This is a genomic window from Agrobacterium sp. LY4 (assembly GCF_001526585.1).
Classification (GTDB): domain Bacteria; phylum Pseudomonadota; class Alphaproteobacteria; order Rhizobiales; family Rhizobiaceae; genus Agrobacterium; species Agrobacterium leguminum.
Map to the genome: position 1 here is coordinate 294955 of NZ_ASYA01000001.1, position 25381 is coordinate 320335.

Here is a 25381-nt window from a genome sequence, read left to right on the forward strand (position 1 = left end):
GGTTGCTGAAACCGTCACAGGGCGAGCGCCTGCGCGAGGATTTGACCGACGCGCTGATGGACGACACCGAAATCGGTGCGGCCTTTTCGCCCGAAGAACGGGCGATGCTGAACAATATCCTGCGTTTCCGCGAGGTTCGGGTCGAAGATATCATGATCCCGCGTGTGGACATCGACGGTCTCGATGAGAATATGACGATCGGCGATGCGCTGATCCTCTTCGAGGAAACCGGGCGTTCCCGCATGCCGGTCTATGACGAGACGCTGGATAATCCGAAGGGCATGATCCACATTCGCGATCTGCTGGCCTATGTCGCCAAGCAGGCCCGCAACAAACGCCGGGCCGGTTCGCGAAGCGTCGCTTACGGTGAGGTGAAGGCGCCGCGTTCACCGCGGCCGAATTTCGACCTGGCACGTGTCGATCTGGAGCAGACGGTCGCCGCTGCCGGGCTGGTGCGCAAAATTCTTTTCGCACCGCCCTCCATGCTGGCCTCTGACCTTTTGAAGACGATGCAGGCCCAGAGAACCCAGCTTGCGCTGGTGATCGATGAATATGGCGGCACCGACGGTCTCGTCAGCCACGAGGATATCGTCGAGATGGTCGTGGGTGACATCGATGACGAGCACGACAAGGACGAGGCGATGTTCTCCCGTCTTTCCGCCGATGTGCTTGTCGCGGATGCACGCGCGGAACTCACCGAACTTGCCGAGGCGATCGGGCCGGAATTCGATGTTCGTGAACATCTGGAGGAAATCGATACGCTCGGCGGTCTCATCTTCTTCGCGCTAGGCCGCATTCCGGCCAAGGGCGAGGTGGTCAGGGCCGTGCCCGGTTTCGAGTTCCAGATCCTCGATGCCGATAGCAGGCGTATCAAGGGCGTTCGTATCGTCCGCGATCACGGCTCTGAAGGTGAGGACGATCGCGCTCCAGGCGAAGCGGGCGCCAATGAGGTGATTGCGCTGCCTGCGCCGGATGTCCGCCTTATCACGCACCAGCAGAACGCCGATTAAGGAAGGTCGACGGGGTTTTCTCCGTCGCTTCCACCTTTCGACATATCAATCCGACAGGTATGAATGCCCGTGTTCGGCGTCGAAAAGAACACATGGCGCTTCGGTCGCCATGCCTCCTGTGGACTGCGAATCTTTTTTCCTTTACGTCGGGTCTGAGAGGAAATTCCGTGGCGCGGCCTTGCCGGCTGCGGGCTTTTCCGGACGCGCATAAACGGAGATGGCATGGAGCGTCTTGCAGGCAGGGTAATGCTGGCCGGCGGCATGAGCCGCGCAGTTATGGCGATTGCCGCAGGTGCGGTCGGGGCGCTCGCTTTGCCTCCATTCGGCTTTTTCGCGGCGCTGTTTTTCTCTTTCACTCTGCTTGTCTGGCTCGTGGATGGCTGCACCGGAAAACCGGGCGGCGGCCTCTTCAGCCGCATCCTGCCGGCCTTCGGCATCGGCTGGTGTTTCGGGCTTGGTTATTTCGTCGCGGGCCTGTGGTGGCTCGGCAATGCTCTCCTGCTGGAAGCCGATGAATTCGCCTGGGCGCTGCCGCTCGCCATTCTTGGTCTTCCCGCTTTTCTGGCGTTGTTTTACGGTTTTGCGGTTGCCGCAGCCAATCTCCTCTGGTCGGAGGGCCTGGGCCGTATCGCTGCACTTGCTGCCGCGTTCGGCTTTTCGGAATGGCTGCGCAGCTTCCTGGCCACCGGCTTTCCCTGGAACGCCATCGGTTACGGCATCATGCCCATCCCGATTATGATGCAGTCGGCACATCTGCTTGGCCTTTTCAGTATAACGACGCTTGCGGTTTTCATCTTCGCCTCGCCCGCGCTGATAGGCACGAAAAAAGGCATGTGGCCGGGTCTCGCCGTGGCGGGGCTGCTGCTGGCCGGCCATTTCGGTTATGGCTTCTACCGTCTCCAGACGCCGGCGGAGGTGCCTGCAGACGCGCTGACCGTTCGGATCGTGCAGCCTTCCATCGATCAGTCACGCAAGATGCTGAACGCGGACAGGGCGGAGATTTTTGGCGAGCATCTGCGGCTCTCTGCTCTGCCGCCGGGCGAAGGGAAAAAGCGCCCTGATATCATCGTCTGGCCGGAAACCTCCGTGCCGTTCATTCTGACGCAAAACCCGGATGCTCTGGCGGAAATCGCCAAAACGCTGGAGGATGGACAGGTGCTGTTCACCGGCGCCGTCAGAATGGAAGATCAGGGAGCCGGCCGCCCGCCGCGCTATTACAATTCGGTCTATGCAATCGACAGCCAGGGCGAGATCATCGGCGCGACCGACAAGGTGCATCTGACCCCCTTTGGCGAATATGTTCCCTTTGAAGGCATCCTGCGGGAATTCGGCATCGACAATGTCATTGCCCTGCCGGGCGGATTCTCCGCCGCCTCATCGCGCACGCCGCTCACGCTTCCTTCGGGCAAGACCTTCTATCCTCTCATCTGTTACGAGATCATTTTCCCGGGTGAGATGACGCCGGGGCTGGCCGGCTCGGCCGCCATCCTGAATGTGACCAATGATGGCTGGTTTGGCGATACGCCCGGCCCCTATCAGCATTTTCTGCAGGCGAGGGTCCGGGCCGTTGAGACGGGCGTGCCGGTGATTCGCGGTGCCAATACCGGAATTTCCGCTGTCGTAGACCCCTATGGCCGCATTATTGCGGGGCTCGATTACGGTCGGGTGGGAATTGTTGACGCCACTTTGAGTGGTGGGTCAAACGACGCATTTACTTACGACACACATCGGACGTATTTCTGGTTGATTTTTTCTATCTTGATGATCGTTGCGGTATTTCCCGCCTTGAGTTTCGCTCGGCGCCAGAATTGACCGGGAACCCCTGTAATTGCATAGTGAATACGTCAGTCGTAAAACAAGTTTAGACGCTGTCGAATTGCCGACTCATTTCTTCGAATAGTAATGAAGCGAGATATCAACCCTTTCCGAGTGTCAGGACCGCATGATGACCGAGAATAAGAAAAAGCCTAACCCCATCGACATTCATGTCGGAAGCCGAATTCGCCTTCGCAGAACCATGCTCGGAATGAGCCAGGAGAAGCTGGGTGAAAGTCTCGGAATTACCTTTCAGCAAATCCAGAAATATGAAAAAGGCACGAACCGCGTTGGCGCCAGTCGCCTCCAGAATATTTCCGCGATCCTCAATGTGCCCGTTTCCTTTTTTTTCGAAGATGCACCCGGCGATCAGGCTGGCGGCACACCCGGCATGGCGGAGGCGTCGAGCTCCAATTACGTGGTCGACTTTCTGTCCTCGGCTGAAGGTCTGCAGCTGAACCGCGCCTTCGTGAAGATCGCCGATCCGAAGGTTCGCCGCCGTCTCGTCGATCTCGTCAAGGCGCTCGCCGCCGAAGGTGACGCCGAGTAAGCGCAGCCCGCGCGACGCAGAAAATTTCCGGCACGGGATGCCGGGCACTCAACGGTCCGCAAGGACCGTTTTTTTGCGCTCGATTAGAAAGGAATTCTCACATAAAGATATATTTATGTGGTTGTGTCCTTGTTTTTCGTGGCCGAAATGACTAACAAACTCCAAGACCGTTCTTTGAGGGGAATCCCGCATGCGTGCCAATTATCTGTTCACCAGCGAGTCCGTGGCCGAGGGTCATCCGGACAAGGTTTGTGATCGTATTTCCGATGAAATCGTGGATCTCATCTATCGTGAAGCGTCCAAGACGGGCGTTGATCCCTGGACCGTGCGCATCGCATGCGAAACGCTTGCGACGACCAACCGCGTCGTTATCGCCGGTGAGGTTCGGGTTCCCGATACGCTTCTGAAGAAGGACAAGGACGGCAAGGTCCTCAAGGACGCCGCTGGCCATCCGGTCATCAACCCCTCGAAGTTCAAGTCCGCCGCCCGCAAGGCGATCCGCGACATCGGCTACGAGCAGGATGGTTTTCACTGGAAGACCGCCAAGATCGATGTTCTCCTGCATCCGCAGTCTGCAGACATCGCGCAGGGCGTGGACAACGCCTCCGACAAGCAGGGCGACGAGGGCGCCGGCGACCAGGGCATCATGTTCGGTTACGCCTGCAAGGAAACGCCGGACCTCATGCCGGCGCCGATTTATTATTCCCACCGTATCCTGCAGCTGCTCGCCACGGCCCGTAAAAGCGGCGAAGGCGAAGCGGCAAAGCTCGGCCCCGACGCCAAGAGCCAGGTCACGGTTCGTTACGTCGACGGCAAGGCGGCGGAAGCCGTATCCATCGTTCTGTCCACGCAGCATCTCGATGCAAGCTGGGATTCGAAGAAGGTTCGCGCCGTTGTCGAACCCTATATCCGCGAAGCTCTGGGCGACCTGAAGATCGCTGACGATTGCCAGTGGTACATCAACCCGACCGGCAAGTTCGTCATCGGCGGTCCCGATGGTGACGCCGGCCTGACGGGCCGCAAGATCATCGTCGACACCTATGGCGGCGCTGCGCCCCATGGCGGCGGTGCATTCTCCGGCAAGGACACGACCAAGGTCGACCGTTCCGCCGCCTATGCCGCCCGTTATCTCGCCAAGAACGTCGTGGCTGCCGGCCTTGCCGAGCGCTGCACGATCCAGATTTCCTACGCAATCGGCATCGCCCAGCCGTTGTCGATTTATGTCGATCTGCATGGCACCGGCAAGGTCAGCGAAGATCAGGTCGAGGCCGCGATCCGCAAGGTCATGGATCTGTCGCCGTCGGGCATTCGCCGTCATCTCGATCTCAACAAGCCGATCTACGCCAAGACGTCTTCCTACGGCCATTTCGGCCGCAAGGCTGGCCGTGACGGCTCCTTCTCCTGGGAGAAGCTCGATCTGGTGAAGCCGCTCAAGGAAGCTTTGAGCGCTTGAAGCATTTCCAGTAAAATTGCGTAGCGGTTTTACGTCCGGAAAATGCGTCAACCAGATATCGCGCTTGTTATTTGACGGCGATTGAGAGATACCGTCACCAACTTTTGTAACCCGCACAGCGCCTCATGTGGCGCTGTGCGGGTTAAGTCTATTTGTTCTTGAGAGTATGAGATGACGGAAGAACGGCGTTCGCGCGCGACGGAAGCGTTTTTTGGCAGACGCAAGGGCAAGCCCCTGCGCAATCAGCAGGTCGATACAATCGAGAACCTGTTGCCTTTGCTGAAAATCGATCTGGAAAGCGCCCCGCCGCAAAATCTCGCCGCTCTTTTCCCCGCGGATGTGCGGTCGGTCCGTCTGGAGATCGGTTTCGGCGGCGGCGAGCATCTCGCCCACCGCGCGGTTGAAAACCCGGAGACGGGTTTCATCGGCGTGGAACCCTTCGTCAATTCCATGGCCAAGCTGCTCGCCGCCGTGCGCGAACGCGAGTTGATGAATATCCGCCTTTACGACGATGATGCGACGCAATTGCTGGACTGGCTGCCCGAGGGATCGATCGATCATATCGACCTTCTCTATCCTGACCCGTGGCCGAAGAAGAAGCACTGGAAGCGTCGTTTCGTTTCAGACGTCAACCTTGCCCGCTTCCATCGCGTGCTGAAACCCGGCGGAAAGTTCTGCTTCGCTTCCGATATCGATACCTACGTCAACTGGACGCTGCAGCATTGCGCCCGCCATGGCGGCTTCGAATGGACGGCGGCGAGTGCTGATGACTGGCGCACGCCCTACGCCAACTGGCCGGGCACGCGTTATGAGAACAAAGCGAAAAGAGAAGGCCGCAGCTCGGCCTATCTCACCTTCATTCGTCGTTGAGCGGCTGATCCCTTAGAGTGCCGCATCCACTTCCGCTGCCAGCGGAATGGAAGGCTGGGCGCCGGCGCGGGTGCAGGCGAGCGAACCTGCCACGGCAGCGCGCTTCAGCGCCCTTTCGAAATCCATACCCTGATCGAGGCTGGCGGCGAGATAACCGCAGAAGGTGTCGCCCGCACCGACCGTATCGACCGGTTCGATCTTGAGGCCGGAAGCCCGGAAAACCTTGCCGTTGCGCATGGCGATCACGCCATCGGCACCAAGCGTCACGATCAATGTCTGGCCGGTCCTGTCATGTAGGGCTTTCAGTTCGGTTTCCCGCTCAGAACCGGAAAGGCCGTTCTTTCCGATCAGCAATTCGAACTCGGTTTCATTGGCGATGACGATATCGGCAAGGCCCGCAAGGCGCGGCCCATCGGCGGTCAGTGGCGCAGTATTGATGACGGTGGTGACGCGCTTTGCCTTCGCAGCCGTCAGCGCCGCTTCGATAGCGGGCGCGGGTATCTCGAACTGCAGCATCAAAATATCGCCCGCTGACATTTCCGACAGGGCTTTCGCGGCGTCGGATGCGGAGACTTCACCATTGGCGGCGGGAATGACCGAGATCATGTTTTCCCCGCCTTCGCCGATAAGGATCACTGCCGTCCCCGTAGGGCCGGGCGTGGTCTTCACCAATGAGAGATCGGTGCCGGCGTCGCGCAGCAATGTCAGCGCCGGCGCGGCAAAGGTGTCATCGCCCGCAGCGCCGGCCATCTTGACCGTGGCGCCCGCACGCCGTGCGGCTAACGCCTGGTTGGCTCCCTTGCCGCCGGCGGCCGTGGAGAAGGTCTCGCCCGTCACGGTTTCACCGGGCTTTGGCAGGCGTTTGGCGGTGGCGACGAGGTCCATGTTGATGGAGCCGAAAACAGTAATCATGGAGGGCGTATCCGTATAGAATTCAAGCAAGGCGGCGACTTTGCCCGAGCGGATCACTCGTCGTCAACCACCCGCAACTTTGCCGTTCCCGCCCTGTTCTCGGCAAAGCGTCGAGCCTGCTCGATTTCCCCATGCGAAGTCTCTTTTTCCGTCGGTGAAAAATCGAGACCTTCGATTTTCTGGCCGCGCGCCAGCACCTTGTCGGAGGAGATCAGCATCATATCGATATCTTTTTGGGCCAATCCAAAATGGGCCTGCAGCTTGCGCGTCCGGTCGTCCAGCCGCCGCACATCGTCCATGAGCAATGCCACTTCACCCTGGATGAGATGTGCCTGCTCGCGCATGCGCTGATCCTTGAGCACGGACTGGATGACCTGTACCGACAGCATCAAGAGCGACGGCGAAACGATGACGACACGGGCGCGGTGAGCGCGTTGCACCAGATATTCGAAATGCTGGTGAATATCGGCGAAGATCGATTCGGACGGCACGAAGATGAAGGCCGTATCCTGCGTCTCGCCGCGGATGAGGTATTTCTCGGCCACATCGCGAATATGCACTTCCATATCGCGGCGAAACTGCTGCACGGCGGCGCGTTTGGTTTCGGGCGTCTCGTCCGCCTTGATGGCGTTCCATGCCTCCAGCGGAAACTTGGCGTCGATGACGAGCGGCGGAGCATTGTTGGGCATTTTGATGGTGCAGTCCGGCCGGTAGCCGTTCGAAAGCGTCGGCTGCAACTGGAAGGCTCCGGCCGGAAGCGCATCGGCAATCAACGTCTCCATGCGGGCCTGTCCAAAGGCGCCGCGTGTCTGCTTGTTGGAAAGGATGGCCTGAAGCCCGACTACGTCCTTCGCCAGATCCTGAATATTGCCCTGCGCGGCGTCGATGACCGCGAGGCGCTCCTGCAGGCGGCTCAGATTCTCATGCGTCGACCGGGTCTGCTCCGTCAGTGTTTCGCCAAGGCGCTGCGACATGCCGTCGAGGCGCTGGTTCAGCGTCTGGCTCATCTCGGTCTGGCGGGTGCCGAGCGTTTCCGCCATGGCGGCGATGCGGCCATGCAGTTCGGACTGTGTTTTGAGGAGGTCGGAGATTTCGCCATCCGCACCCGCTTTTTTCGCGCGGCTCGCCGTCACCAGCCAGGTGGTGACCAGACCGAAAACCAGAGCCGCGAGCAGCGCGCCGAAGCTGATGTCGACGGAGCCGGCCCGCAGCGCGGGATCGAGGAGAACGGAGAAATCTATGCTCATGATTAAATCTAGCAGGTTTCTTGTGATTCGGAAGATCAAAACAAGAACATTCCTACGGCGGAAATGAGTCGGGCGGGGCGGATGCCGGAGGCGGTTTGAACCTCGTGTTTTTTATTTCCTCCGCGCAAGAGATACGTTATGGGAAGCCATGACCATCAAACCGCTTATCATTTTGCCCGATCCCGTGTTGCGCCAGCAATCGAAGCCCATCGAAAAGGTGGATGCCGAGGTGCTGCGTCTTGCCGACGACATGCTGGAAACCATGTATGATGCGCCGGGTATCGGCCTCGCTGCCATTCAGATCGGCGTGGCGCGCCGCATGTTGGTGATCGACGTTGCGCGTGAAGGCGAGGAAAAGACCCCGATCGTCTTCATCAATCCGGAAATCCTAAAGGTGTCGGACGATGTCTCGACCTATGAGGAAGGCTGCCTCTCCATCCCCGATTATTACGCCGAGGTCGAGCGTCCTGCGTCGCTCACGGTGCAATATGTCGGCCGTGACGGCAAGCAGCAGACGGTCGAGGCGGATGGCCTGCTCGCCACCTGCCTGCAGCATGAGATCGATCACCTGAACGGCGTTCTCTTCATCGACCATATTTCGCGGCTGAAGCGCGACATGGTCATCAAGAAATTCACGAAAGCGGCCCGCGCAAAGATCTGATCCGTCCTCTCTGGACCGGAATGGACGACAGGGCAGGGGGCGACGATGGCTCTTCGCATCATTTTTATGGGTACGCCGGAATTTTCCGTTCCCACCTTGCGTGCACTGGTGGAGGCCGGCCACGAGATCGTTGCGGTCTACACCCAGCCGCCGCGTCCCGGCGGCCGTCGTGGCCTCGATCTGCAGAAGTCCCCGGTGCATCAGGCCGCCGAACTGCTGGGCCTGCCCGTGCTGACGCCGGTGAATTTCAAGGCAGAGGAAGATCGCCAGCAGTTCCGGGATTTCAATGCCGATGTAGCGGTCGTCGTGGCTTACGGGCTGCTGCTGCCGGAAGCGATCCTCAGCGGCACGCGCCTTGGCTGTTATAACGGCCACGCCTCGCTGCTACCGCGCTGGCGCGGTGCTGCCCCCATCCAGCGGGCCATCATGGCCGGCGATGCCGAGACCGGCATGATGGTCATGAAAATGGAAAAGGGGCTCGATACCGGCCCCGTCGCGCTGACCGCCAAGGTCGCGATCGATGAGAACATGACCGCGGGAGAATTGCATGACAGCCTGATGCTGGCCGGAGCGCGGCTGATGCGGCAGGCTATGGACAAGCTGGAAGCCGGCGACCTGCCGCTCGTCACGCAGGCGGAAGAAGGCGTTCTCTACGCCGCGAAGATCGACAAGGGCGAGACCCGCATCGATTTTTCGAGGCCGGCGCAGGATGTGCATAATCACATTCGCGGCCTTTCGCCGTTTCCCGGCGCATGGCTGGAAATGGACATCGGTGGCAAGGCGGAGCGCGTGAAGGTTCTGGCCTCCGAACTGGCAAGCGGCATGGGAGAAGCGGGCGCGGCGCTCGATGACGCCCTTACCATTGCCTGCGGCAGCGGCGCCGTGCGGCTCACCCGTCTGCAGAAGGCGGGCGGCAAGCCGATGTCGGCGGCAGATTTCGTGCGCGGCACACCGGTTCCGACCACAACGAGGCTCGGCTGATGCCACGTTTCCGCATGACCGTCGAATATGACGGCACGCCTTATTATGGCTGGCAGAGACAGGATAACGGCCCCTCGGTTCAGGGTGCGCTGGAGGCTGCGGTTCGCTCGTTGACGGGAGAGAGCGTCTCCATTCGCGGCGCCGGCCGCACCGATTCCGGCGTGCATGCCGTCGGGCAGGTCGTCCACGTCGATCTTTCCCGAGACTGGGAGCCCTACAAGCTTCGCAACGCCCTCAATGCGCATCTCGCCATGGCGGGCGAAGCGGTGGCCGTCCTCGACGCCGCTTCCGTGACCGAGGATTTCGACGCCCGGTTTTCCGCCCTTCGTCGGCACTACCTTTACCGCATCATCTGCCGCAAGGCCCGGCTGGCGCTGGAGCACAAGCGGGCATGGTGGGTGTCGAAGGACATGGACCATGAGCGCATGCATGAAGCCGCCCAGATGCTCGTCGGCCGGCATGATTTCACTACCTTCCGCTCCGTGCATTGTCAGGCGAACAGCCCGGTGCGCACGCTCGACCGGCTGGATGTGACGCGCACCGGCGATCTCATCGAGATACGTGCGACCGCGCAGAGCTTCCTGCATAACCAGATACGTTCTTTCGCGGGCACGCTGAAACTGGCGGGCGAAGGCACCATGACGCCGGAGGATGTGCGTGCCGCGCTGGAGGCGCGCGATCGCAAGGCCTGCGGCCCGGTCGCGCCGCCGGACGGTCTCTATTTCATGCAGGTCGATTATCCCGACGTCATTCCGCCGCGTCACAGGTACCCTGAAGCCGATATGGCTGAGGACGCGGACTGACCGCTAAAACCCACGCCGGCTCTCAGGCCGGATAAACGCCGAGAAAACGCTGCAGCGCTTCCGACAGAAGCATGCCGGGCACCAGCAGCGTCATGACGATGGCCGAGACGAGCAGCGACTGGTCGCGGATGAAGAACCGCACGATCCGCGAGAAGGCGAAGACCAGCGACAGAAGCAGCGCCAACCAGAGAATGGCGATCAGCCCCTGCAAGGGCGGCAGGAAGAATGCGATCAGGATCAGAACCGCATAGGCGTAGGAAAAAGGCAGCGACAGCCAGTTCATGGTGGTGACGAGCGGCGCGAATTTTTCCCGTGCGCCGAAGGCAAACAGCAGCATGCCGATCAACAGCAGCGGCACGATCCAGCAGATGGCCTCGACCATCGCCAGACGAAAGAAGAAGATGAAGCCCGTTCCGGTGCCCGGCGGATAGCTGGCGAGGAAGGCGGCGCGCAGCCACAGCCATGAAACCAGCATGGCGGGCAGGCACCAGAGGGCGGAATAGAAGGATCGCCACATGCCGCGCTCTGAAAGGTCCAGATAACGTGCGCCATTATGGTCGCCGAGCAGCAGAAGCCACAGGCCCGTCAGATAGAGCCTTATTTCACTTGCCGTCGGCATGGGCGAACCAGCGTTCGATAAAGGTCTCGTAAATGCGCGTCAGCGTTTCGAGATCGGCAACCGCCACACGCTCGTCGACCATATGCATGGTCTGCCCGACGAGGCCGAATTCCACCACCGGGCAATAATCCTTGATGAAGCGTGCATCCGAGGTGCCGCCGGTGGTCGAAAGCTTGGGTTCCTTGCCCGTCACGGCTTCCACCGCGCCGGAAAGCGACGAGATGAGAGCATTGTTCCGGGTAAGAAAGACATGGGCCGGGCGGTCGGCCCAGACGATGTCGTACTTCACCGGTGCACGGTCGGGGCGAAGCTCACCTTCCGCCGCGGCGGCATCGAGGCGGCGGACGATTTCCGCTCGAAGGCTCTCTGCAGTCCACGTATCGTTGAAACGGATGTTGAAGGAGGCCGTCGCCCGCGCCGGGATTACATTGGTGGCGGCATTGCCGGTATCGACGGTCGTTACTTCCAGGTTGGAGGGCTGGAAATTGTCGGTGCCATGATCGAAGGGCGGGTGCATCAGCGCGTGGGTCAGTTGCAGCAGACCGCGAATGGGATTGTCGGCGAGATGCGGATAGGCGGCATGGCCCTGCACGCCATGGACCGTGATGCGGCCGGAAAGCGATCCCCGGCGGCCGATCTTGATCATGTCGCCAAGCTGGTCGGGATTGGTCGGCTCGCCCACCACGCAGGCATCCCATGTCTCGCCCTTGGCGGCCGCCCATTCCAGCAGCTTGGAGGTGCCGTTGATCGACGGGCCTTCCTCATCGCCTGTAATCAGGAAAGAAACGGACCCCCGCGGCTTGCCGTGTCTTTCGATATGGCGCGCGATGGCTGCAACGAAACAGGCGATGCCGCCCTTCATGTCCACTGCACCGCGACCGAACATTTCGCCACCGGCGATTTCGGCCGCAAAGGGCGGATGGCTCCATGCGGCCTCATCGCCCACCGGAACGACATCCGTATGGCCCGCAAACATCAGATGCGGGCCCTCGGTGCCGAGACGGGCGTAAAGGTTCTCCACGTCAGGCGTTCCCGCCTCGCTCGCCACCATCCTGTCCACCTGGAAACCAAGCGGCGAAAGCAGGGTGTCGAGCAGGGAAAGCGCGCCGCCTTCCGCAGGCGTCACCGAAGGGCAACGGATGAGGGCGGCGAGATTGGCAACGGGATCGGTCGTGGTCATGGCAGTCGCTTTATATCAGTCGCGCAGAAGCTCGTTGATGCCGGTCTTGGAGCGGGTCTTTTCATCGACGCGCTTGACGATGACGGCGCAATAGAGGCTCGGGCCCGGTTCGCCGTTCGGGAAAGGCTTGCCCGGCATGGTGCCGGCAACGACGACGGAATAGGGCGGCACTTCGCCATAGGTGATCTCGCCGGTGGCGCGGTCGACGATCTTGGTGGACTTGCCGATGAAGACGCCCATGCCGAGAACGGCGCCTTCACGCACGATGCAGCCTTCGACGACTTCCGAACGGGCGCCGATGAAGCAATTGTCCTCGATGATCGTCGGGCCCGCCTGCAAGGGCTCCAGAACGCCGCCGATGCCAACACCGCCGGAGAGGTGCACATTCTTGCCGATCTGCGCGCAGGAGCCGACAGTTGCCCAGGTGTCGACCATCGTGCCTTCATCGACATAGGCGCCGAGATTGACGAAGGAAGGCATCAGCACCACGTTCTTGGCGACATAGGCGGAGCGGCGCACGACGGCGTTCGGCACGGCGCGGAAACCGGCGGCGCGGAACTGGTTTTCACCCCAGTTTTCGAACTTCGACGGCACCTTGTCCCACCAGGTGGATTCGCCCGGTCCGCCGGTGACGATTTCCATGTCGTTCAGGCGGAAGGAGAGAAGCACGGCCTTTTTCAGCCACTGGTTCACCTTCCAGCTTCCGTCAGCCTGCTTTTCGGCCACGCGTGCCTTGCCGCTATCGAGAAGTTGAAGAGATGTGTCCACGGCGTCGCGAACCTCGCCCTTCGTCGATACGTTCACACCATCGCGGTTGTCGAAGGCGGTTTCGATGATGGTTTCGAGGGAGGTGAGATCCGTAAGGCTCATGGAAAATTCCTTAAAGTCGCGTGGTGTTCGTGGTCACGGATGGTCCCGCGCCGCTGGAAGGCTTTGGTCATTTGATCTAAGGGAGTGTTGGAAAGGCGTCAATGTGATTTGGGTGATTTGGCGCGTCAGACGAAAGGCATGGAAATGACACGACTGAAAAACGGCAAGTTGCGGCGCAAGGACGGGGTATGGGACCCCTTGAAGCGCAGTGCCGTGGACAAGCAGCAGGCCGAGGTCGTTCAAAAAACACCGCAGTCGGATTCCCCGTCCTATCGCCTCGCCTATGTGGACATGGATTTCCTCTGCCGTGAGGAATTGCGCCCCGTCAGGCTTCAATTGGAACTGCTGAAGACGGAAATGGCGCTGACCGAGCGCGGTATCAAATCCACTGTCGTCATGTTCGGCGGCGCCCGTATTCCTGAACCGGGCGGCGAGGCCTGGGCGGCGCGCAACGAGACGCAGAAGCGCAATCTGGAGCAATCCTCGGTCTATTATGACGAGGCGCGCAAGTTCGCGCGGCTTTGCACCGACTATGCCGCGAAATCCGATCACCTCGAATATGTCGTGGTCACCGGCGGCGGTCCCGGTGTCATGGAAGCGGGCAATCGCGGCGCTGCCGATGCCGGCGGCCCGTCCATCGGCCTCAACATCGTCCTGCCGCACGAGCAGGCGCCGAACCCCTATGTCACGCCGGAGCTGAGCTTCAACTTCCACTATTTCGCCATTCGCAAGATGCATTTCCTGATGCGGGCGAAAGCGGTGGTGATCTTTCCCGGCGGTTTCGGCACGCTGGACGAATTGTTCGAGGCCCTGACGCTCATCCAGACGAAGCGCATGGAGCCCATTCCGCTCATCCTGTTCGGAGAAAAATTCTGGCGATCGGTGATCAATTTCGAATTCCTGGCGGATTTCGGCACCATCGCGCCTGAAGATATGAATCTTCTGCATTTCGCCGAAACGGCCGATGATGCATGGAAAATCATCTCGGCCCACTACGAACACTGATTATGCTTGGCGCGACGAAGTAATTTTAGGGCTTAATTAGCAATCTTCTTCTAATTTTGCCCCGTCGCGCTGCAGCGCACTGTCCCCTGCGGACGGGCCTCCATGACGGAGATTTATCATCCGTTGACGTCAGCCTTTTCGGGCGGGCGATTTGATCGAGGCCAAAATGTTCAATTTCCAAGTGAAGTCGCTTGCGACCAAGCTGATCCTCGTAACCGGCTGCGCCATCACCACGGTTCTCGTTGCATCGAATTCCTTCCTCATTTCCCAGACGAGTGAGCGCGTGCACGCGCTGACCATGGATCAGGCCAATACCGAAGCGCGCGCCATCGCCAATGTCATCGCCGCCGATGTCGGTGAACTCGGCAGCGCCGCGCGCTCCATGGCCGGCGTCATCGGCCGTGCGCATCAGGCGAAATCGATGGATCGTCCCGGCATCGTCAACATCCTCAAGGCCAATGTCGAGCAGAATGCCTTTGCTTTCGGAAGCTGGTTCTGCGAGCAGCTCGGCCTTTTTGACGGGCAGAGCAAGGAGATTGCGGGCAGGCTCGATCTCGGCACCAATGAAAACGGCGCGTTTGCGCCCTATTGGTCGAAGACACAGAAGGGCGATATCCAGTTCTCGACCTTCAAGAATGATTATGCGGCGGAATGGTATGCGCTCGCCTCCAAATCCGGCAAGGGCGCCATTACCCAGCCCTATCTCGCCGAAGGCACGGAAGTACCCACAACCATGACCTCGCTTGCCTATCCGGTCATGTCGGACGGCAAGATGATCGGCGTGGCGGGTGTGGATATCTCGCTGGCCTCGCTGTCGCAGAAGCTGCAGGCGCTGCACCCTTTCGAGACCGGCCGCGTAACGCTCGTTTCGCAGGGCGGCCAGTGGCTGGTGCCGCCGACGCCCGCGCAGAACATGAAAGCCTATGACGGAGACGGTGCGAGCACCGTTCAGGCGGCGATCACGTCCGGTAAGCAGGGCCTCATCGAAAATCTCGGCCTCGATACCGACGCGCCCTATAACCGTCTCGTCTATCCCTTCGCCGTTCCGGGTCTCAACGCGACCTGGGTGGTGCTGGTGGATATTCCCCATCAGGCCCTGAACGCACCGGTTCAGGAACAGACCTATATGATGATCATCGGCGCGATTGTCATTCTCGCCGCCGTCATCACCGCGCTTTATTTCGCCGTGCGCCATTTCGTCCGCAATCCGCTTGCCTCGCTGGTTTCCGACGTCAGGACGCTGAGCGACGGTCGCTACGATGTGCCGGTTTCCGGACAGGAGCGCCGGGATGAGACGGGTGCGGTGGCTACTGCGCTTGAAGGTTTCCGCGCGAAGCTTGCCGGCATCCGCGAGATGGAGGCCGAAGCCGAGGCCCAGCGTGGTCACGCGGAAACTGCGCGCCAGCGCTCGGAATCCGAGCGTACTGAAAACAGTCGCATGCAGCAGCACATTGTCGGCGTGCTGGGTGCTGGCCTCAATGCGCTTTCGCAGGGCAATCTCACCTACCGTATCGAGGACGAGTTCCCCGGCGAATATGCGAAGCTGCGCGAGGACTTCAACTCGGCGCTTGCCAGCCTCGAGGAAACGGTTTCCACGGTCAACGCAACCGTCGTCAGCATCGGTAACGGCACGGGCGAGATCACCCGCGCCGCCAGCGATCTTTCGCACCGCACGGAACAGCAGGCCGCAAGCCTGGAAGAAACCGCTGCCGCCCTCAATGAGCTGACCGCGCAGGTTAATTCCAGCGCGGAAAACGCCGCAGAGGCGGCCGGAGCCGTCAGCCATGCCTGCGACGATGCGGGCAAGTCGGGTGAGGTCGTGCAGCAGGCCGTAAACTCCATGGAAGGCATCGCGCAATCCTCGGCCGAAATCTCCCGCATCATCGGCGTTATCGACGAGATCGCCTTCCAGACCAACCTTCTGGCGCTGAATGCGGGCGTGGAAGCCGCCCGCGCCGGTGATGCCGGCAAGGGCTTTGCCGTCGTCGCACAGGAAGTCCGCGAACTGGCGCAGCGGTCTGCCACCGCCGCCAAGGAGATCAAGGGCCTCATCAACACCTCGGCCATGCAGGTGGGCGAGGGCGTCCAGCTGGTCGGCAAGGCCGGTGAGACGATGAAAAAGATCGCCGATCAGGTTCTGCAGATCAACCAGTTGATACGGCAGATTTCCGCTTCCGCCAGCGAGCAGGCAGTCGGCCTCAAGGAGATCAACTCCGCCGTCACCCAGATGGATCAGGTGACCCAGCAGAATGCGGCGATGGTGGAAGAAACTACCGCTGCGAGCGTAACACTGAACAGCGAGGCCGAAACGCTGAAGTCGCTCGTTGCCGGTTTCTCCGTTTCCGGCGGCCATTCCAGCCAGCAGTTGCGCGCCACGGCGGCGGCAATGCGCGCACCCGCCGCTCCGGCGCAGGCGTCGGGCCGCCCGACCGCGCCCCGCGCCCGTCCGAGAACCAGCGGCGCAAACGCGCTGGCGCAGGATGACTGGACGGAGTTCTGACGCGCCATTTCCGCCTCAAATAAAAAGGGCCGCTGGTATCGCCAGCGGCCCTTTTTCATGTCCGCTTCCGTCACAGACGGGCGAAACGTTCCGTCAGCAACTCGAAGAAGCCGTCGGCATCCACATTTCGCATCACGCGGGCATTGGCGGGTCGTTCGGTAACATGCCACCAGTCCACCACGGTCATGCCCATGGTGAGTTCCGAATGGACCTCGATTTCGACATTGCACTCGCGACCCTGAAACAGTTCGGGTTTGACGAGATAGGCAATGACGGTCGGATCATGCAGCGGGCCGCCGTCCGAGCCGTATTTTTCGATATCGAAACGCTCGAAGAATTCCAGCATTTCCGCCATGGCGATGGCCGGCCGCGTGCCAATGTCGCGAATGCGGCTGACCCGAGCCTTGGTTGTCAGCAACTTATGGGTGACGTCGAGCGGCATCATGACGATCGGCATGCCGGAGCGGAAGACGATATCGGCGGCCTGCGGGTCGACATAGATGTTGAATTCCGCCGCCGGCGTGATGTTGCCGCCCTCGAAGAAGCCGCCGCCCATCATCACCAGTTCTTTGACGCGGTCGGCGATTTCCGGCGCCTTCAGGAGCGCCAGCGCCACATTGGTCAGCGCCCCGAGCGTGCAGAGCGTTACGGTGCCGGCGGGTTCCCGCATCAGCGTTTCGATGATGAAATCGACCGCGTGCTGCTTTTGCGCTTCCATTGTCGGCTCATCGAGAACCGGGCCGTCGAGGCCGGTGCTGCCGTGAACGTGCTCGGCGGTGATGGGCTTGCGCACCAGCGGCTTCTCGGCGCCCTCATAGACGGGAATATCGGTGCGGCCGCACAATTCGCTGATGATGCGGATGTTGCGGCTGGTGAGCTTCAGCGGAACGTTGCCGGCGACGGCGCACAATCCGAGAATGTCGATTTCCTCCGGGCTTGCGAAGGCGAGCATGATTGCCGCTGCGTCGTCCTGGCCCGGATCGGTGTCGATAATGATTTTTCTGCGTTCTGCCATGTCTTGCCCGCCGTTGAGATGAGCGCTTTTTTCGAGCGGCGGGTGCTCACTTGTCAAGCCTCATTCCCCAGTGTCCCCTTTGCTCGTCGCCGCGTCTTGCGTATTGCGGTTGTGCTTCCCATATTGCAGGGGCCGGTGCGATTGACCGGCGAGGTTGCCGGAAGCGGGACCGCGAAACGTCGCTTGGTTGCAAGGACAAAAGAGACATGAGCCACATGACGCCATTCACCCACCCGCTTTTGCTGGGTTTTGATGCCATGGAAAAAACGCTGGAGCGCATGGCGAAGGCCAATGACGGCTATCCTCCCTATAATATCGAGCGCCTGCCGGGCAGCGGCGATGTGCCGGAACGCCTGCGCATCACCATCGCGGTTGCCGGTTTTTCGCAGGACGATCTGGATGTGACGACGGCCGATAACCAGCTCGTCATTCGCGGACGCCAGCAGGAACAGGAGAAGCGCGATTTTCTCTATCGCGGCATCGCGGCCCGCCAGTTCCAGCGGGTTTTCGTGCTTGCCGATGGCATGCAGGTCAGGGAAGCGCGCTTGCGCAACGGCCTTCTTTCCATCGATCTGGTCCGGCCGGAAATTTCAAACGTGGTGAAGAAAATTAATATTTCCGTCTCAGAGTAGAACGTGAACGCCGGAATCCGACACGAATCGCTCGGCGTGAAGAAGGAGGCTGAAATATGCTGTTGAAAGAAGCGCATGCGCGTCTCACCCAATCCCAGCTCGCCCATATCGGCGAAGGAGAAGTGGGATATATCCGCAAGATCCGCGCGGAAGACGTCAGCCGCTGTTTCCCGGAAGCGCCCGATCTCGATCCGCAATTGGACCTTTGGGCGCTGTTCGGTGCAGATGGTACGCCGATCCTCCTGACGGACAACCGGTCCAGTACGTTTTTCAAGGCTGCCGAAGACGATCTCCAGACCGTCAGCCTGCATTGAAGAAAAAAGCCCGCTTTTGAGCGGGCTTTTTCTTTAGCGGGTTAAAGGAACGGGCGGTCCGGCATGTCGTCGATGGAGATGACGCCGTCCTTGTTCTTGTCCAGCCGTTCGAACATCTTTTCGCCGGCGGCGGTGAATTCGGCCTTGCTGACCTGACCGTTCTCGTCGGTATCGGCCCAGCGGATCAGCGCGAAACCTGCGCCCTTGCCGCCATGCTTACCCCAGCCCTGATGGCCGAAACGGCCGCCATGTTCGCGCTCGGCATGTCTTTCGGCGCGCTTGCCCTCGGGGCCCTTGCCGTCTTCGGCTTTGGCGTCCTCACGCTCGGGGCGCGGATTGGCGGCGCGGAAAGCTTCCATTTTCGCCTGGCGATACTCACGCATTTCCTTCGGCGTGATCGAGCCGTCCTTGTCCTTGTCGATCTCTGTGAAGAGCGCGTCCTGACGGGCGGCGAATTCCTCCTTGGAAATCTTGCCGTCCTTGTTGCTGTCAGCCACCTTCAGCAGGTGAACGAAGGCCGCTTCCTGGCGGATCGGCATGCGCTCGCCATGGCCTTTGCCCGGAGCGGGTGGGGCGGCAAAGCTTGCCGTCGCGGCCGTGCCGATCAAAAGGGCTGCGCCAAGAGCAGACAGGGCGATTTTTCGTGTGGTCATCGTCATTACCTTTCTTTGGTGTCCCTGAAGAGAAGATAGTGACGTCCAATGCGCCTCACCACTTAAACATCCGTAAGGTGGATGAAGCTTCGGTAATGTTCGCTGCTCAGCCTGCGATGGTTTTCGTCAGGAAACCGGTCAGGTCGTCGGTGATGTAGTCGATATGCGCATCCGTGACGGCGGGGATTTCCCAGCGTTCCATGATGATGCCCTCGAGATTGGCGGGGACGAGCAGAACGGTCTTCATGCCGAGCGCTTTGGGCGCCGCGAGATTGCGGGGTAAATCCTCGAACATGGCGGCTTTTTGCGTGTCGAGTTTCGCAAGCGCCGCGAACTTCTCATAGGTCGCGCTGGCCGGTTTCGGCAGATAGCCCGCAGCGACGATATCGAAAATATCCTCGAAATGATCGAGAATGCCGAGCGCACCGGCGGCGGCCTGCGCATGTTTGACGCTGCCATTGGTAAGAATGAATTTGCGGCCCGGCAAAGCCTTGATTGCCTCGCCGAGTTCCGGATGCGGCTTCAGCGCCGAATAATCGATGGCATGGGCGCGTTCCAGAAACTCGTCCGGGCTGATGCCGTAGTGGATCATCAGGCCCTGAAGCGTCGTGCCGTGGTCATGATAATAGCGTTTCTGCAGCGCCCGGGCCTCGTCGGGATCGAGCTTCAGAAGCTCCGCCACATAGGCCGTCATGTTACGGTCGATCTGCGAAAACAGATTGATGTGATGCGGATAGAGCGTGTTGTCGAGATCGAAGACCCATTCGCTCACATGGTCGAAATCGGCGGCTTCGGGCAGGTTTTTCGGCTTTGTGTCCATGGCCTGCTTTATGCCCGTTTCGAAAGCCGAAGAAAATCGAAAAGACGACGATTGATCAGAAAATCGGGCTTGGCTGCGGCCTCCGGCCCATGATACCGCCAAGGCCATGGAACTCTGGATAGGCATCACTTTCGCAAGCGCGTTCTTGCAGAACCTGCGCTCGACCCTGCAGAAGCACCTCAAGGGCATGATGGGCACCACGGGCGCGACCTTCGTGCGCTTCGTGTTCGGCATGCCTTTCGCTCTCGCCTATCTTGCTTTCCTGCATTTCGGGCTCGGTCGCCCTCTGCCGGTGCCCAACACGTCCTTTGCCGTGTGGGCGACGGTCGGCGCCATGGCGCAGATCGCCGCCACCTTCCTGCTGGTGCACCTGTTCTCGTTCCGCAACTTCGCGGTTGGAACGGCCTATTCCCGCACAGAACCGGCGCAGGCAGCGCTGTTCGCGCTTATTTTCATCGGGGAAAGCGTCAATGGCGGCACATTGGCGGCCATCGCCATCTCGGTCGCCGGCGTCATGCTGATTTCGGTGGCACGCACGGAAGTCACGCCCGCTTCCTTCTTCACGTCGATCTTCAGCCGGACGGCGGGTATCGGCCTTGCCTCGGGGGCTTTCTTCGGCCTGTCATCGGTCGCCTACCGATCGGCGTCGCTTGCGCTTGCGCCGAGCCTTCCCGCTCCGGACGCGATGATGCAGGCGGGCTTTACCCTCGTTGTCGTCATCGTCATGCAGACGGTTTCGATGTTCCTGTGGATCGTCTGGCGCGAACGGGAAGAGTTGCGGCGCATCGCCAGGGTGTGGAAACCGTCGCTTGCGGTCGGTTTCGTGGGCGCTACGGCCTCGTTCGGCTGGTTTACGGCGATGACCCTGCAGCAGGCCGCCGTGGTGAAGGCATTGGCGCAGGTGGAGATGCTCTTCGCCTTCGCCTCGACCGTGCTTTTCTTCAAGGAGAAGATCAACCGGCTCGAACTGTCCGGCTGCCTGCTGATTGTCGTGGGTGTGCTGTCGCTGCTGGCATTCGGCTGAGTGCCAGTTGTTGTGGCGGACAGGCTTGCCGTCCGCCACCTGAAGCACATCAGGGCACGATGAGCGTGCCGGCGCCTTCCGTGAAGATTTCCAGAAGCACGGAATGCGGCGTCTTGCCGTTGAGGATCACCACGCCCTGAACACCGGCCTTGATGGCGTCGATGCAGGTCTCGACCTTCGGGATCATACCGCCGGAAATCGTGCCGTCCTTGATGAGCGCACGCGCCTGCGAGACGGTGAGTTCCTTGATGAGTTCCTTGTTCTTGTCGAGAACGCCGGGAACGTCGGTGAGAAACAGCAGACGCGAGGCGTGAAGCGCACCCGCAATCGCGCCGGCGAAGGTATCGGCGTTGATATTGTAGGTGGCGCCATCGCGGCCTGGCGCGACCGGGGCGATGACCGGGATCATTTCCGACTTGGCGAGCAGGTCGAGCAGGGTGCGGTCGACTTCGGTGACTTCCCCGACAAAGCCGAGATCGAGCACACGTTCGATATTGCTGTCAGGATCGATGACGGTCTTTTTCGCCTTTTCGGCGAAGACCATGTTGCCGTCCTTGCCGCACAGGCCGATCGCCCATTCACCCGTCTGGTTGATAAGGGCGACGATTTCCTTGTTGATCGAGCCGGCCAGAACCATTTCGACGATCTCGACCGTCTTGGCGTCGGTGACGCGCAGGCCGCCCTCGAATTTCGATTCGATGCCCATCTTGGTCAGCATCGCGCCGATCTGCGGGCCGCCGCCATGTACGACGATGGGGTTAATGCCGGATTGCTTCAAAAGGGCGATGTCTTCCGCGAAAGCCTTGCCGAGCGTGGAATCCCCCATGGCGTGACCGCCATATTTCACCACGATGGTCTTGTTCTCGTATTTCTGCATGAAAGGCAGAGCCTGTGCGAGCAGCCGCGCCTGAGTTTCGCTTTCGGAAGACGTCATCTAAAAACCTCGGTCTGTGGTTGCGGCCGTTGAAAGCCTGTCACCGCTCTAAAGCAAGTCTTTGACGGATGAAATAACCTCCTGGCCTTATTGTGTCGGCAGCGGTCAAATTTCTTTTTTTTGGCTGTCCCGGCCCCGTAATGAGATTGACATAAAGGCCCAATGGGACCAGCCTTGCAGGGGAAAGGGGAGGGGTTAATTCAGGACGACATGGGATGTCGCGCGCCGCGGGAGCGATGCTGACCTGAACGACCGAGGAGCGAGAGACCACATGACGGCACCCGATCGAGACAAGCAAAGCGGTTTGCGGGATGAAGTCCTTGCGGGCGAATATGTGTTGGGTGCCCTGCCGCCGGAAAGCATGGCGGAGCTTGCCAAGCGCGTCAAACGCGACCGCCAGTTCGCCGCCATGGTCAGGCGCTGGCGGGACAATCTGGCGGAAACCGAATACCGCGAAAACGCGACCGTCGCTGCGCTGCTGGAACGGGACCCAAGCCGCTCCGGCCTGCCATTCAGGGGCCAGCCGCTACGGGGTGGCAGCATGTTCGCAGCCATGCTTTCGGAGGTCTGGCATTCCGTGCGCTTCTGGCGCCTTCTGGCGTTGACGGCGACGCTCTGGACCGCCGTTCTGCTTTTCACCATCGCCTGAGAGGCGTGCCTCTCAAAGAGAGATCGTTCTGACGATCTCGGCCCGCAGGCTATCCAGCCCGAATGATTTTTCCGAGGATGTGGCGAGAACTTCCGGATAGGCGGCGGGACGCTTGCGGATTTTCTCCAGCGTTTCGCCGATCAGCCGCGGAACGCCGGCATCCTTGATCTTGTCCGTCTTCGTCAGCACGATCTGGTAGGAAACGGCCGCCTTGTCGAGCAGGGTCAGAACCTCCTCGTCGTTCTTTTTCACGCCGTGGCGAGAATCGATCAGCACGTAAACGCGCTTCAGCGTCGCACGGCCGCGCAGATAATCGAAGACGAGCTTGGTCCAGGCATCGACCTGATCCTTCGGGGCCTGCGCATAACCGTAACCGGGCATGTCGACCAGCGCCATCGGCGGCAGATCGCCCGCTTCGCCGGAATAACCATCCGGAACGAAATAGTTCAGTTCCTGCGTGCGTCCGGGCGTATTGGACGTGCGGGCAAGCCCCTTGTGGCCCACCAGCGCATTGATGAGCGAGGACTTGCCGACATTCGAACGGCCGGCGAAGGCAATCTCCGGCGGGCCTTCGGGCGGCAGGAATTTCATTGCGGGAACGCCGCGAATGAAAATCCAGGGTCGCCCGAACAGGGGCTTTTCGGTTGCCGTGCCGGTCTCACTCATTTCGATTGCACCGGCTTTCGCTTGAACAGTCCCTTGATGTTATCGAACAGCTCGATCTTGGCGCCCTGGCGCTTCATGATGACGGCCTGCTGGGTGATGGAGAGCGTATTGTTCCATGCCCAGTAGATGACCAGACCGGCCGGGAAGGAGGCCAGCATGAAGGTGAAGATCAGCGGCATCCAGTTGAAGATCATCGCCTGCGTCGGATCGGGCGGCGTCGGGTTCATGCGCATCTGCAGGAACATGGTGATGCCCATGACAAGCGGCCAGACACCGATCATCAGGAAGTGCGGAACATCATAGGGCAGAAGGCCGAAGAGGTTGAACAGCGATGTCGGATCCGGCGCGGAAAGGTCGTGAATCCAGCCGAAGAACGGCGCATGCCGCATTTCGATGGTGACGTAGATGACCTTGTAGAGCGCAAAGAAGACCGGGATCTGCAACAGCATCGGCCAGCAGCCGGCAACAGGATTGATCTTCTCTTCCTTGTAGAGCTGCATCATCGCCTGCTGCATGGCCATGCGGTCATCGCCATGCTTGGCCTTCAACTCTTCCATCTTCGGCTGCACGCGCTTCATGTTCGCCATGGAAGCATATTGCTTGCTGGCGAGCGGGAAGAAGAGAGCCTTGACGACGATGGTGGTGAGCAGGATCGCCACACCGAAATTGCCAAAATAACGGAAGAAGAAATCCATCAGTTTGAACATCGGCTTGGTGATGAAGTAGAACCAGCCCCAGTCGATCAGAAGGTCGAACTTCGGAATGGCGTAGGTCGTCTCGTAACGATCGACCAGCGGCACTTCCTTGGCGCCAGCGAAAACGAGGCTCTTCAGCTCGATCGACTGGCCGGGCTCGACCGTCAGCGGGTCGCTCTTGAAATCGGCCTGATAGCTCGGCTGATTGCCGGTAATGTGCGAATAACGGGTTTCGAACGGCGTCGTCTGCGGCGGAACGATGGCAGCAGCCCAATATTTGTCGGTGATGCCGAGCCAGCCGCCGGTCGCCTTGGCAACCGTTACCGGTGCTTCTTCGACGTCCTTGTACTTTTCTTCCGTCAGGCTGCCGTCTTTGCCCGAAACGCCGAGGAAACCCTCATGGATGACGAAGACCGGAGGAACTGCGGGCTTGTTGTTGCGCGTCACGCGGCCATAGGTGGCAAAGGAGATCGCCGCCTGTCCGGGGTTCTCCACCTTGTCGGCGACCGAGATCATGTAATGCTCGTCGATCGAAACCGTACGGGAGAAAATCACACCCTTGGAATTGGTGTAGGTGAGGGTGACCGGAGTGGTTTCCGTCAGCTTGTCGCCGCTTGCCAGCGTCCAGACGGTGGTCGGGCCGGGAACGCCGCCGACTTCCTGTGCCGCAACGTAACCGAGTTCGGTGAAATAGCCATCCTTGGTGTCGGAGGGCGAGAACAGCGTGATGATCGGGCTCGAGTCATCGACGGTCTCATGGTAGTCCTTGAGCCGGATGTCATCGAAGCGGGCGCCGGTAAGGTTGATCGAGCCGGCGATGGCGTTGGTCTCGATGGCGACGCGCTGGGTTCTCGCAATCGCCTCTTCGCGGGTCGCCGTGGCGGCAGTCTGCGGCGAAGAGGCGGGCGGTGCGCCTTCAACGGCAGCACCTGGTGCGGCGCCCGGCGCCGGCTGCTGTTGCTGCGTCGTCTGCTGCGCCTGGCGGGCCTCTTCGGCGCGGCGCTGCTGCTCGATACGCGGATTCATATAAAGGAATTGCCAGGCGAGGACGATGACAACCGAAAGGGCTATCGCGATGAAGTAATTACGGTTCTTTTCCATCATTCTTTCCTGGAGCGGGTCTCCTGGGACCGTTTCGGTTTCGCCGTTCCTTCAATTCGCTCGTTAAGGAGAGACTGAAGTTTCGGGAAGGCCGTATCGAGCACGTCCCTGCGGGCGACAATCACATAGTCATGACCGGGCTTCATTGCGAATCCGGCAGAAAGCCTGACGGCTTCCTTGAGACGGCGGCGCATGCGATTTCGCTCGACCGCGTTGCCTTGTCTTTTCGTTACGGTAAAACCGACGCGAGGCTCGGTTTCCGGGGCTTTCCGGTCAAGCACTTCCAGAAGAAAGGTGCCTCCCCGCCGTTTTTCTCCTGCCTGAACGGCAAGGAAATCCGACCGGTTTTTAAGCCGGCCGGGCAGTTTTCCTGTCTTACTCATGTGCCCGCGACTTTCACCG

At 60.4% G+C, this 25381-nt stretch carries 26 protein-coding genes; 14 read left to right on the forward strand and 12 right to left on the reverse strand.

All coding sequences use genetic code 11. The features are described 5' to 3' along the window. The first annotated feature begins 2 nt into the window (after window positions 1-2). From L904_RS01470 to trmB, 5 genes are all read left to right on the forward strand, one after another. Complete coding sequence (locus L904_RS01470) at window positions 3-1010, forward strand: hemolysin family protein (RefSeq protein ID WP_003520057.1); 1008 nt, start codon at window positions 3-5, stop codon at window positions 1008-1010. A 222-nt stretch (window positions 1011-1232) separates the two neighbouring features. Next, complete coding sequence (gene lnt, locus L904_RS01475; RefSeq protein ID WP_020812444.1) at window positions 1233-2822, forward strand: apolipoprotein N-acyltransferase; 1590 nt, start codon at window positions 1233-1235, stop codon at window positions 2820-2822. A 133-nt stretch (window positions 2823-2955) separates the two neighbouring features. Next, complete coding sequence (locus tag L904_RS01480) at window positions 2956-3375, forward strand: helix-turn-helix domain-containing protein (protein WP_003520055.1); 420 nt, start codon at window positions 2956-2958, stop codon at window positions 3373-3375. 190 nt (window positions 3376-3565) lie between these two features. After that, window positions 3566-4828, forward strand: coding sequence for a methionine adenosyltransferase (gene metK / locus L904_RS01485; protein ID WP_003520054.1), 1263 nt, complete (start codon window positions 3566-3568; stop codon window positions 4826-4828). A gap of 171 nt (window positions 4829-4999) precedes the next feature. Beyond that, window positions 5000-5698 (forward strand): tRNA (guanosine(46)-N7)-methyltransferase TrmB, encoded by a 699-nt coding sequence (trmB, locus tag L904_RS01490; RefSeq protein ID WP_020812446.1) that lies wholly within the window; start codon window positions 5000-5002, stop codon window positions 5696-5698. Window positions 5699-5710: 12 nt separating this feature from the next. On the opposite strand, the gene L904_RS01495 is transcribed toward trmB, so the two are convergent. Together L904_RS01495 and L904_RS01500 are read right to left on the reverse strand one after the other, a co-directional pair. Continuing rightward, on the reverse strand, window positions 5711-6610 hold the full coding sequence (locus L904_RS01495; RefSeq protein ID WP_031234342.1) for a ribokinase: 900 nt from the start codon (window positions 6608-6610) through the stop codon (window positions 5711-5713). 53 nt (window positions 6611-6663) lie between these two features. After that, window positions 6664-7857: a DNA recombination protein RmuC gene (locus L904_RS01500; protein WP_031234343.1), complete on the reverse strand. Its 1194-nt coding sequence runs from the start codon at window positions 7855-7857 to the stop codon at window positions 6664-6666. Window positions 7858-8005: 148 nt separating this feature from the next. On the opposite strand from L904_RS01500, the gene def reads away from it, so the two are divergent. The 3 genes from def to truA are packed head-to-tail and all read left to right on the forward strand — an operon-like array spanning window position 8006 to window position 10302. Continuing rightward, window positions 8006-8518, forward strand: coding sequence for a peptide deformylase (gene def, locus L904_RS01505; protein ID WP_003503724.1), 513 nt, complete (start codon window positions 8006-8008; stop codon window positions 8516-8518). A 45-nt stretch (window positions 8519-8563) separates the two neighbouring features. Further along, on the forward strand, window positions 8564-9499 hold the full coding sequence (gene fmt, locus L904_RS01510; protein WP_020812449.1) for a methionyl-tRNA formyltransferase: 936 nt from the start codon (window positions 8564-8566) through the stop codon (window positions 9497-9499). Then, window positions 9499-10302: a tRNA pseudouridine(38-40) synthase TruA gene (gene truA, locus L904_RS01515; protein ID WP_020812450.1), complete on the forward strand. Its 804-nt coding sequence runs from the start codon at window positions 9499-9501 to the stop codon at window positions 10300-10302. The genes fmt and truA overlap by 1 nt, the downstream gene beginning before the upstream one ends. 22 nt (window positions 10303-10324) lie before the next feature. On the opposite strand, the gene L904_RS01520 is transcribed toward truA, so the two are convergent. From L904_RS01520 to dapD, 3 genes are read right to left on the reverse strand one after another with little or no spacing between them, the layout of a single operon-like run. Beyond that, complete coding sequence (locus L904_RS01520) at window positions 10325-10921, reverse strand: hypothetical protein (RefSeq protein ID WP_003520047.1); 597 nt, start codon at window positions 10919-10921, stop codon at window positions 10325-10327. Beyond that, window positions 10905-12101 (reverse strand): succinyl-diaminopimelate desuccinylase, encoded by a 1197-nt coding sequence (dapE, locus tag L904_RS01525; RefSeq protein ID WP_020812451.1) that lies wholly within the window; start codon window positions 12099-12101, stop codon window positions 10905-10907. Before dapE ends, L904_RS01520 begins: the two co-directional genes overlap by 17 nt. 15 nt (window positions 12102-12116) lie before the next feature. Beyond that, window positions 12117-12971, reverse strand: a complete 855-nt coding sequence (gene dapD / locus L904_RS01530; RefSeq protein WP_003520045.1) for a 2,3,4,5-tetrahydropyridine-2,6-dicarboxylate N-succinyltransferase — start codon at window positions 12969-12971, stop codon at window positions 12117-12119. A 138-nt stretch (window positions 12972-13109) separates the two neighbouring features. Between dapD and L904_RS01535 the strand changes: the two genes are divergently transcribed. Together L904_RS01535 and L904_RS01540 are read left to right on the forward strand one after the other, a co-directional pair. Further along, entirely contained in the window at window positions 13110-13976 is an 867-nt protein-coding gene (locus tag L904_RS01535) for an LOG family protein (RefSeq protein WP_031234344.1), read from the forward strand. Between the two features lie 166 nt (window positions 13977-14142). Further along, window positions 14143-16476, forward strand: a complete 2334-nt coding sequence (locus L904_RS01540) for a methyl-accepting chemotaxis protein (RefSeq protein WP_031234345.1) — start codon at window positions 14143-14145, stop codon at window positions 16474-16476. 70 nt (window positions 16477-16546) lie between these two features. Here the strand turns inward: L904_RS01540 and L904_RS01545 are convergent, their stop codons facing one another. Further along, window positions 16547-17491, reverse strand: coding sequence for a nucleoside hydrolase (locus tag L904_RS01545; RefSeq protein ID WP_020812454.1), 945 nt, complete (start codon window positions 17489-17491; stop codon window positions 16547-16549). Window positions 17492-17697: 206 nt separating this feature from the next. On the opposite strand from L904_RS01545, the gene L904_RS01550 reads away from it, so the two are divergent. Then, a complete protein-coding gene (locus L904_RS01550; protein WP_020812455.1) occupies window positions 17698-18123 on the forward strand; it encodes an Hsp20 family protein in 426 nt (141 codons plus the stop codon). 56 nt (window positions 18124-18179) lie between these two features. Then, a complete protein-coding gene (locus L904_RS01555; protein WP_003520040.1) occupies window positions 18180-18437 on the forward strand; it encodes a DUF1150 family protein in 258 nt (85 codons plus the stop codon). Between the two features lie 41 nt (window positions 18438-18478). Here L904_RS01555 and L904_RS01560 read toward each other — a convergent pair whose 3' ends face one another. Next, window positions 18479-19096: an EF-hand domain-containing protein gene (locus L904_RS01560; RefSeq protein WP_035263941.1), complete on the reverse strand. Its 618-nt coding sequence runs from the start codon at window positions 19094-19096 to the stop codon at window positions 18479-18481. Between the two features lie 100 nt (window positions 19097-19196). Then, window positions 19197-19910: a pyrimidine 5'-nucleotidase gene (locus L904_RS01565; RefSeq protein WP_035263943.1), complete on the reverse strand. Its 714-nt coding sequence runs from the start codon at window positions 19908-19910 to the stop codon at window positions 19197-19199. Between the two features lie 106 nt (window positions 19911-20016). Between L904_RS01565 and L904_RS01570 the strand changes: the two genes are divergently transcribed. Then, window positions 20017-20934, forward strand: a complete 918-nt coding sequence (locus L904_RS01570) for a DMT family transporter (protein WP_031234346.1) — start codon at window positions 20017-20019, stop codon at window positions 20932-20934. A gap of 49 nt (window positions 20935-20983) precedes the next feature. Here L904_RS01570 and argB read toward each other — a convergent pair whose 3' ends face one another. Next, window positions 20984-21868 carry an acetylglutamate kinase gene (argB, locus tag L904_RS01575; RefSeq protein ID WP_003503698.1) on the reverse strand — a complete coding sequence of 295 codons (885 nt, stop codon included), beginning with the start codon at window positions 21866-21868 and terminating at the stop codon, window positions 20984-20986. A 271-nt stretch (window positions 21869-22139) separates the two neighbouring features. Between argB and L904_RS01580 the strand changes: the two genes are divergently transcribed. Further along, window positions 22140-22517, forward strand: a complete 378-nt coding sequence (locus L904_RS01580; protein WP_020812283.1) for a hypothetical protein — start codon at window positions 22140-22142, stop codon at window positions 22515-22517. A 12-nt stretch (window positions 22518-22529) separates the two neighbouring features. On the opposite strand, the gene yihA is transcribed toward L904_RS01580, so the two are convergent. The 3 genes from yihA to rnpA are packed head-to-tail and all read right to left on the reverse strand — an operon-like array spanning window position 22530 to window position 25362. Beyond that, entirely contained in the window at window positions 22530-23183 is a 654-nt protein-coding gene (gene yihA, locus L904_RS01585) for a ribosome biogenesis GTP-binding protein YihA/YsxC (RefSeq protein WP_035263945.1), read from the reverse strand. Further along, window positions 23180-24979, reverse strand: a complete 1800-nt coding sequence (yidC, locus tag L904_RS01590; RefSeq protein ID WP_035263947.1) for a membrane protein insertase YidC — start codon at window positions 24977-24979, stop codon at window positions 23180-23182. Before yidC ends, yihA begins: the two co-directional genes overlap by 4 nt. Continuing rightward, on the reverse strand, window positions 24979-25362 hold the full coding sequence (gene rnpA / locus L904_RS01595) for a ribonuclease P protein component (protein WP_003520031.1): 384 nt from the start codon (window positions 25360-25362) through the stop codon (window positions 24979-24981). The genes yidC and rnpA overlap by 1 nt, the downstream gene beginning before the upstream one ends. Between the last annotated feature and the right edge of the window lie 19 nt (window positions 25363-25381).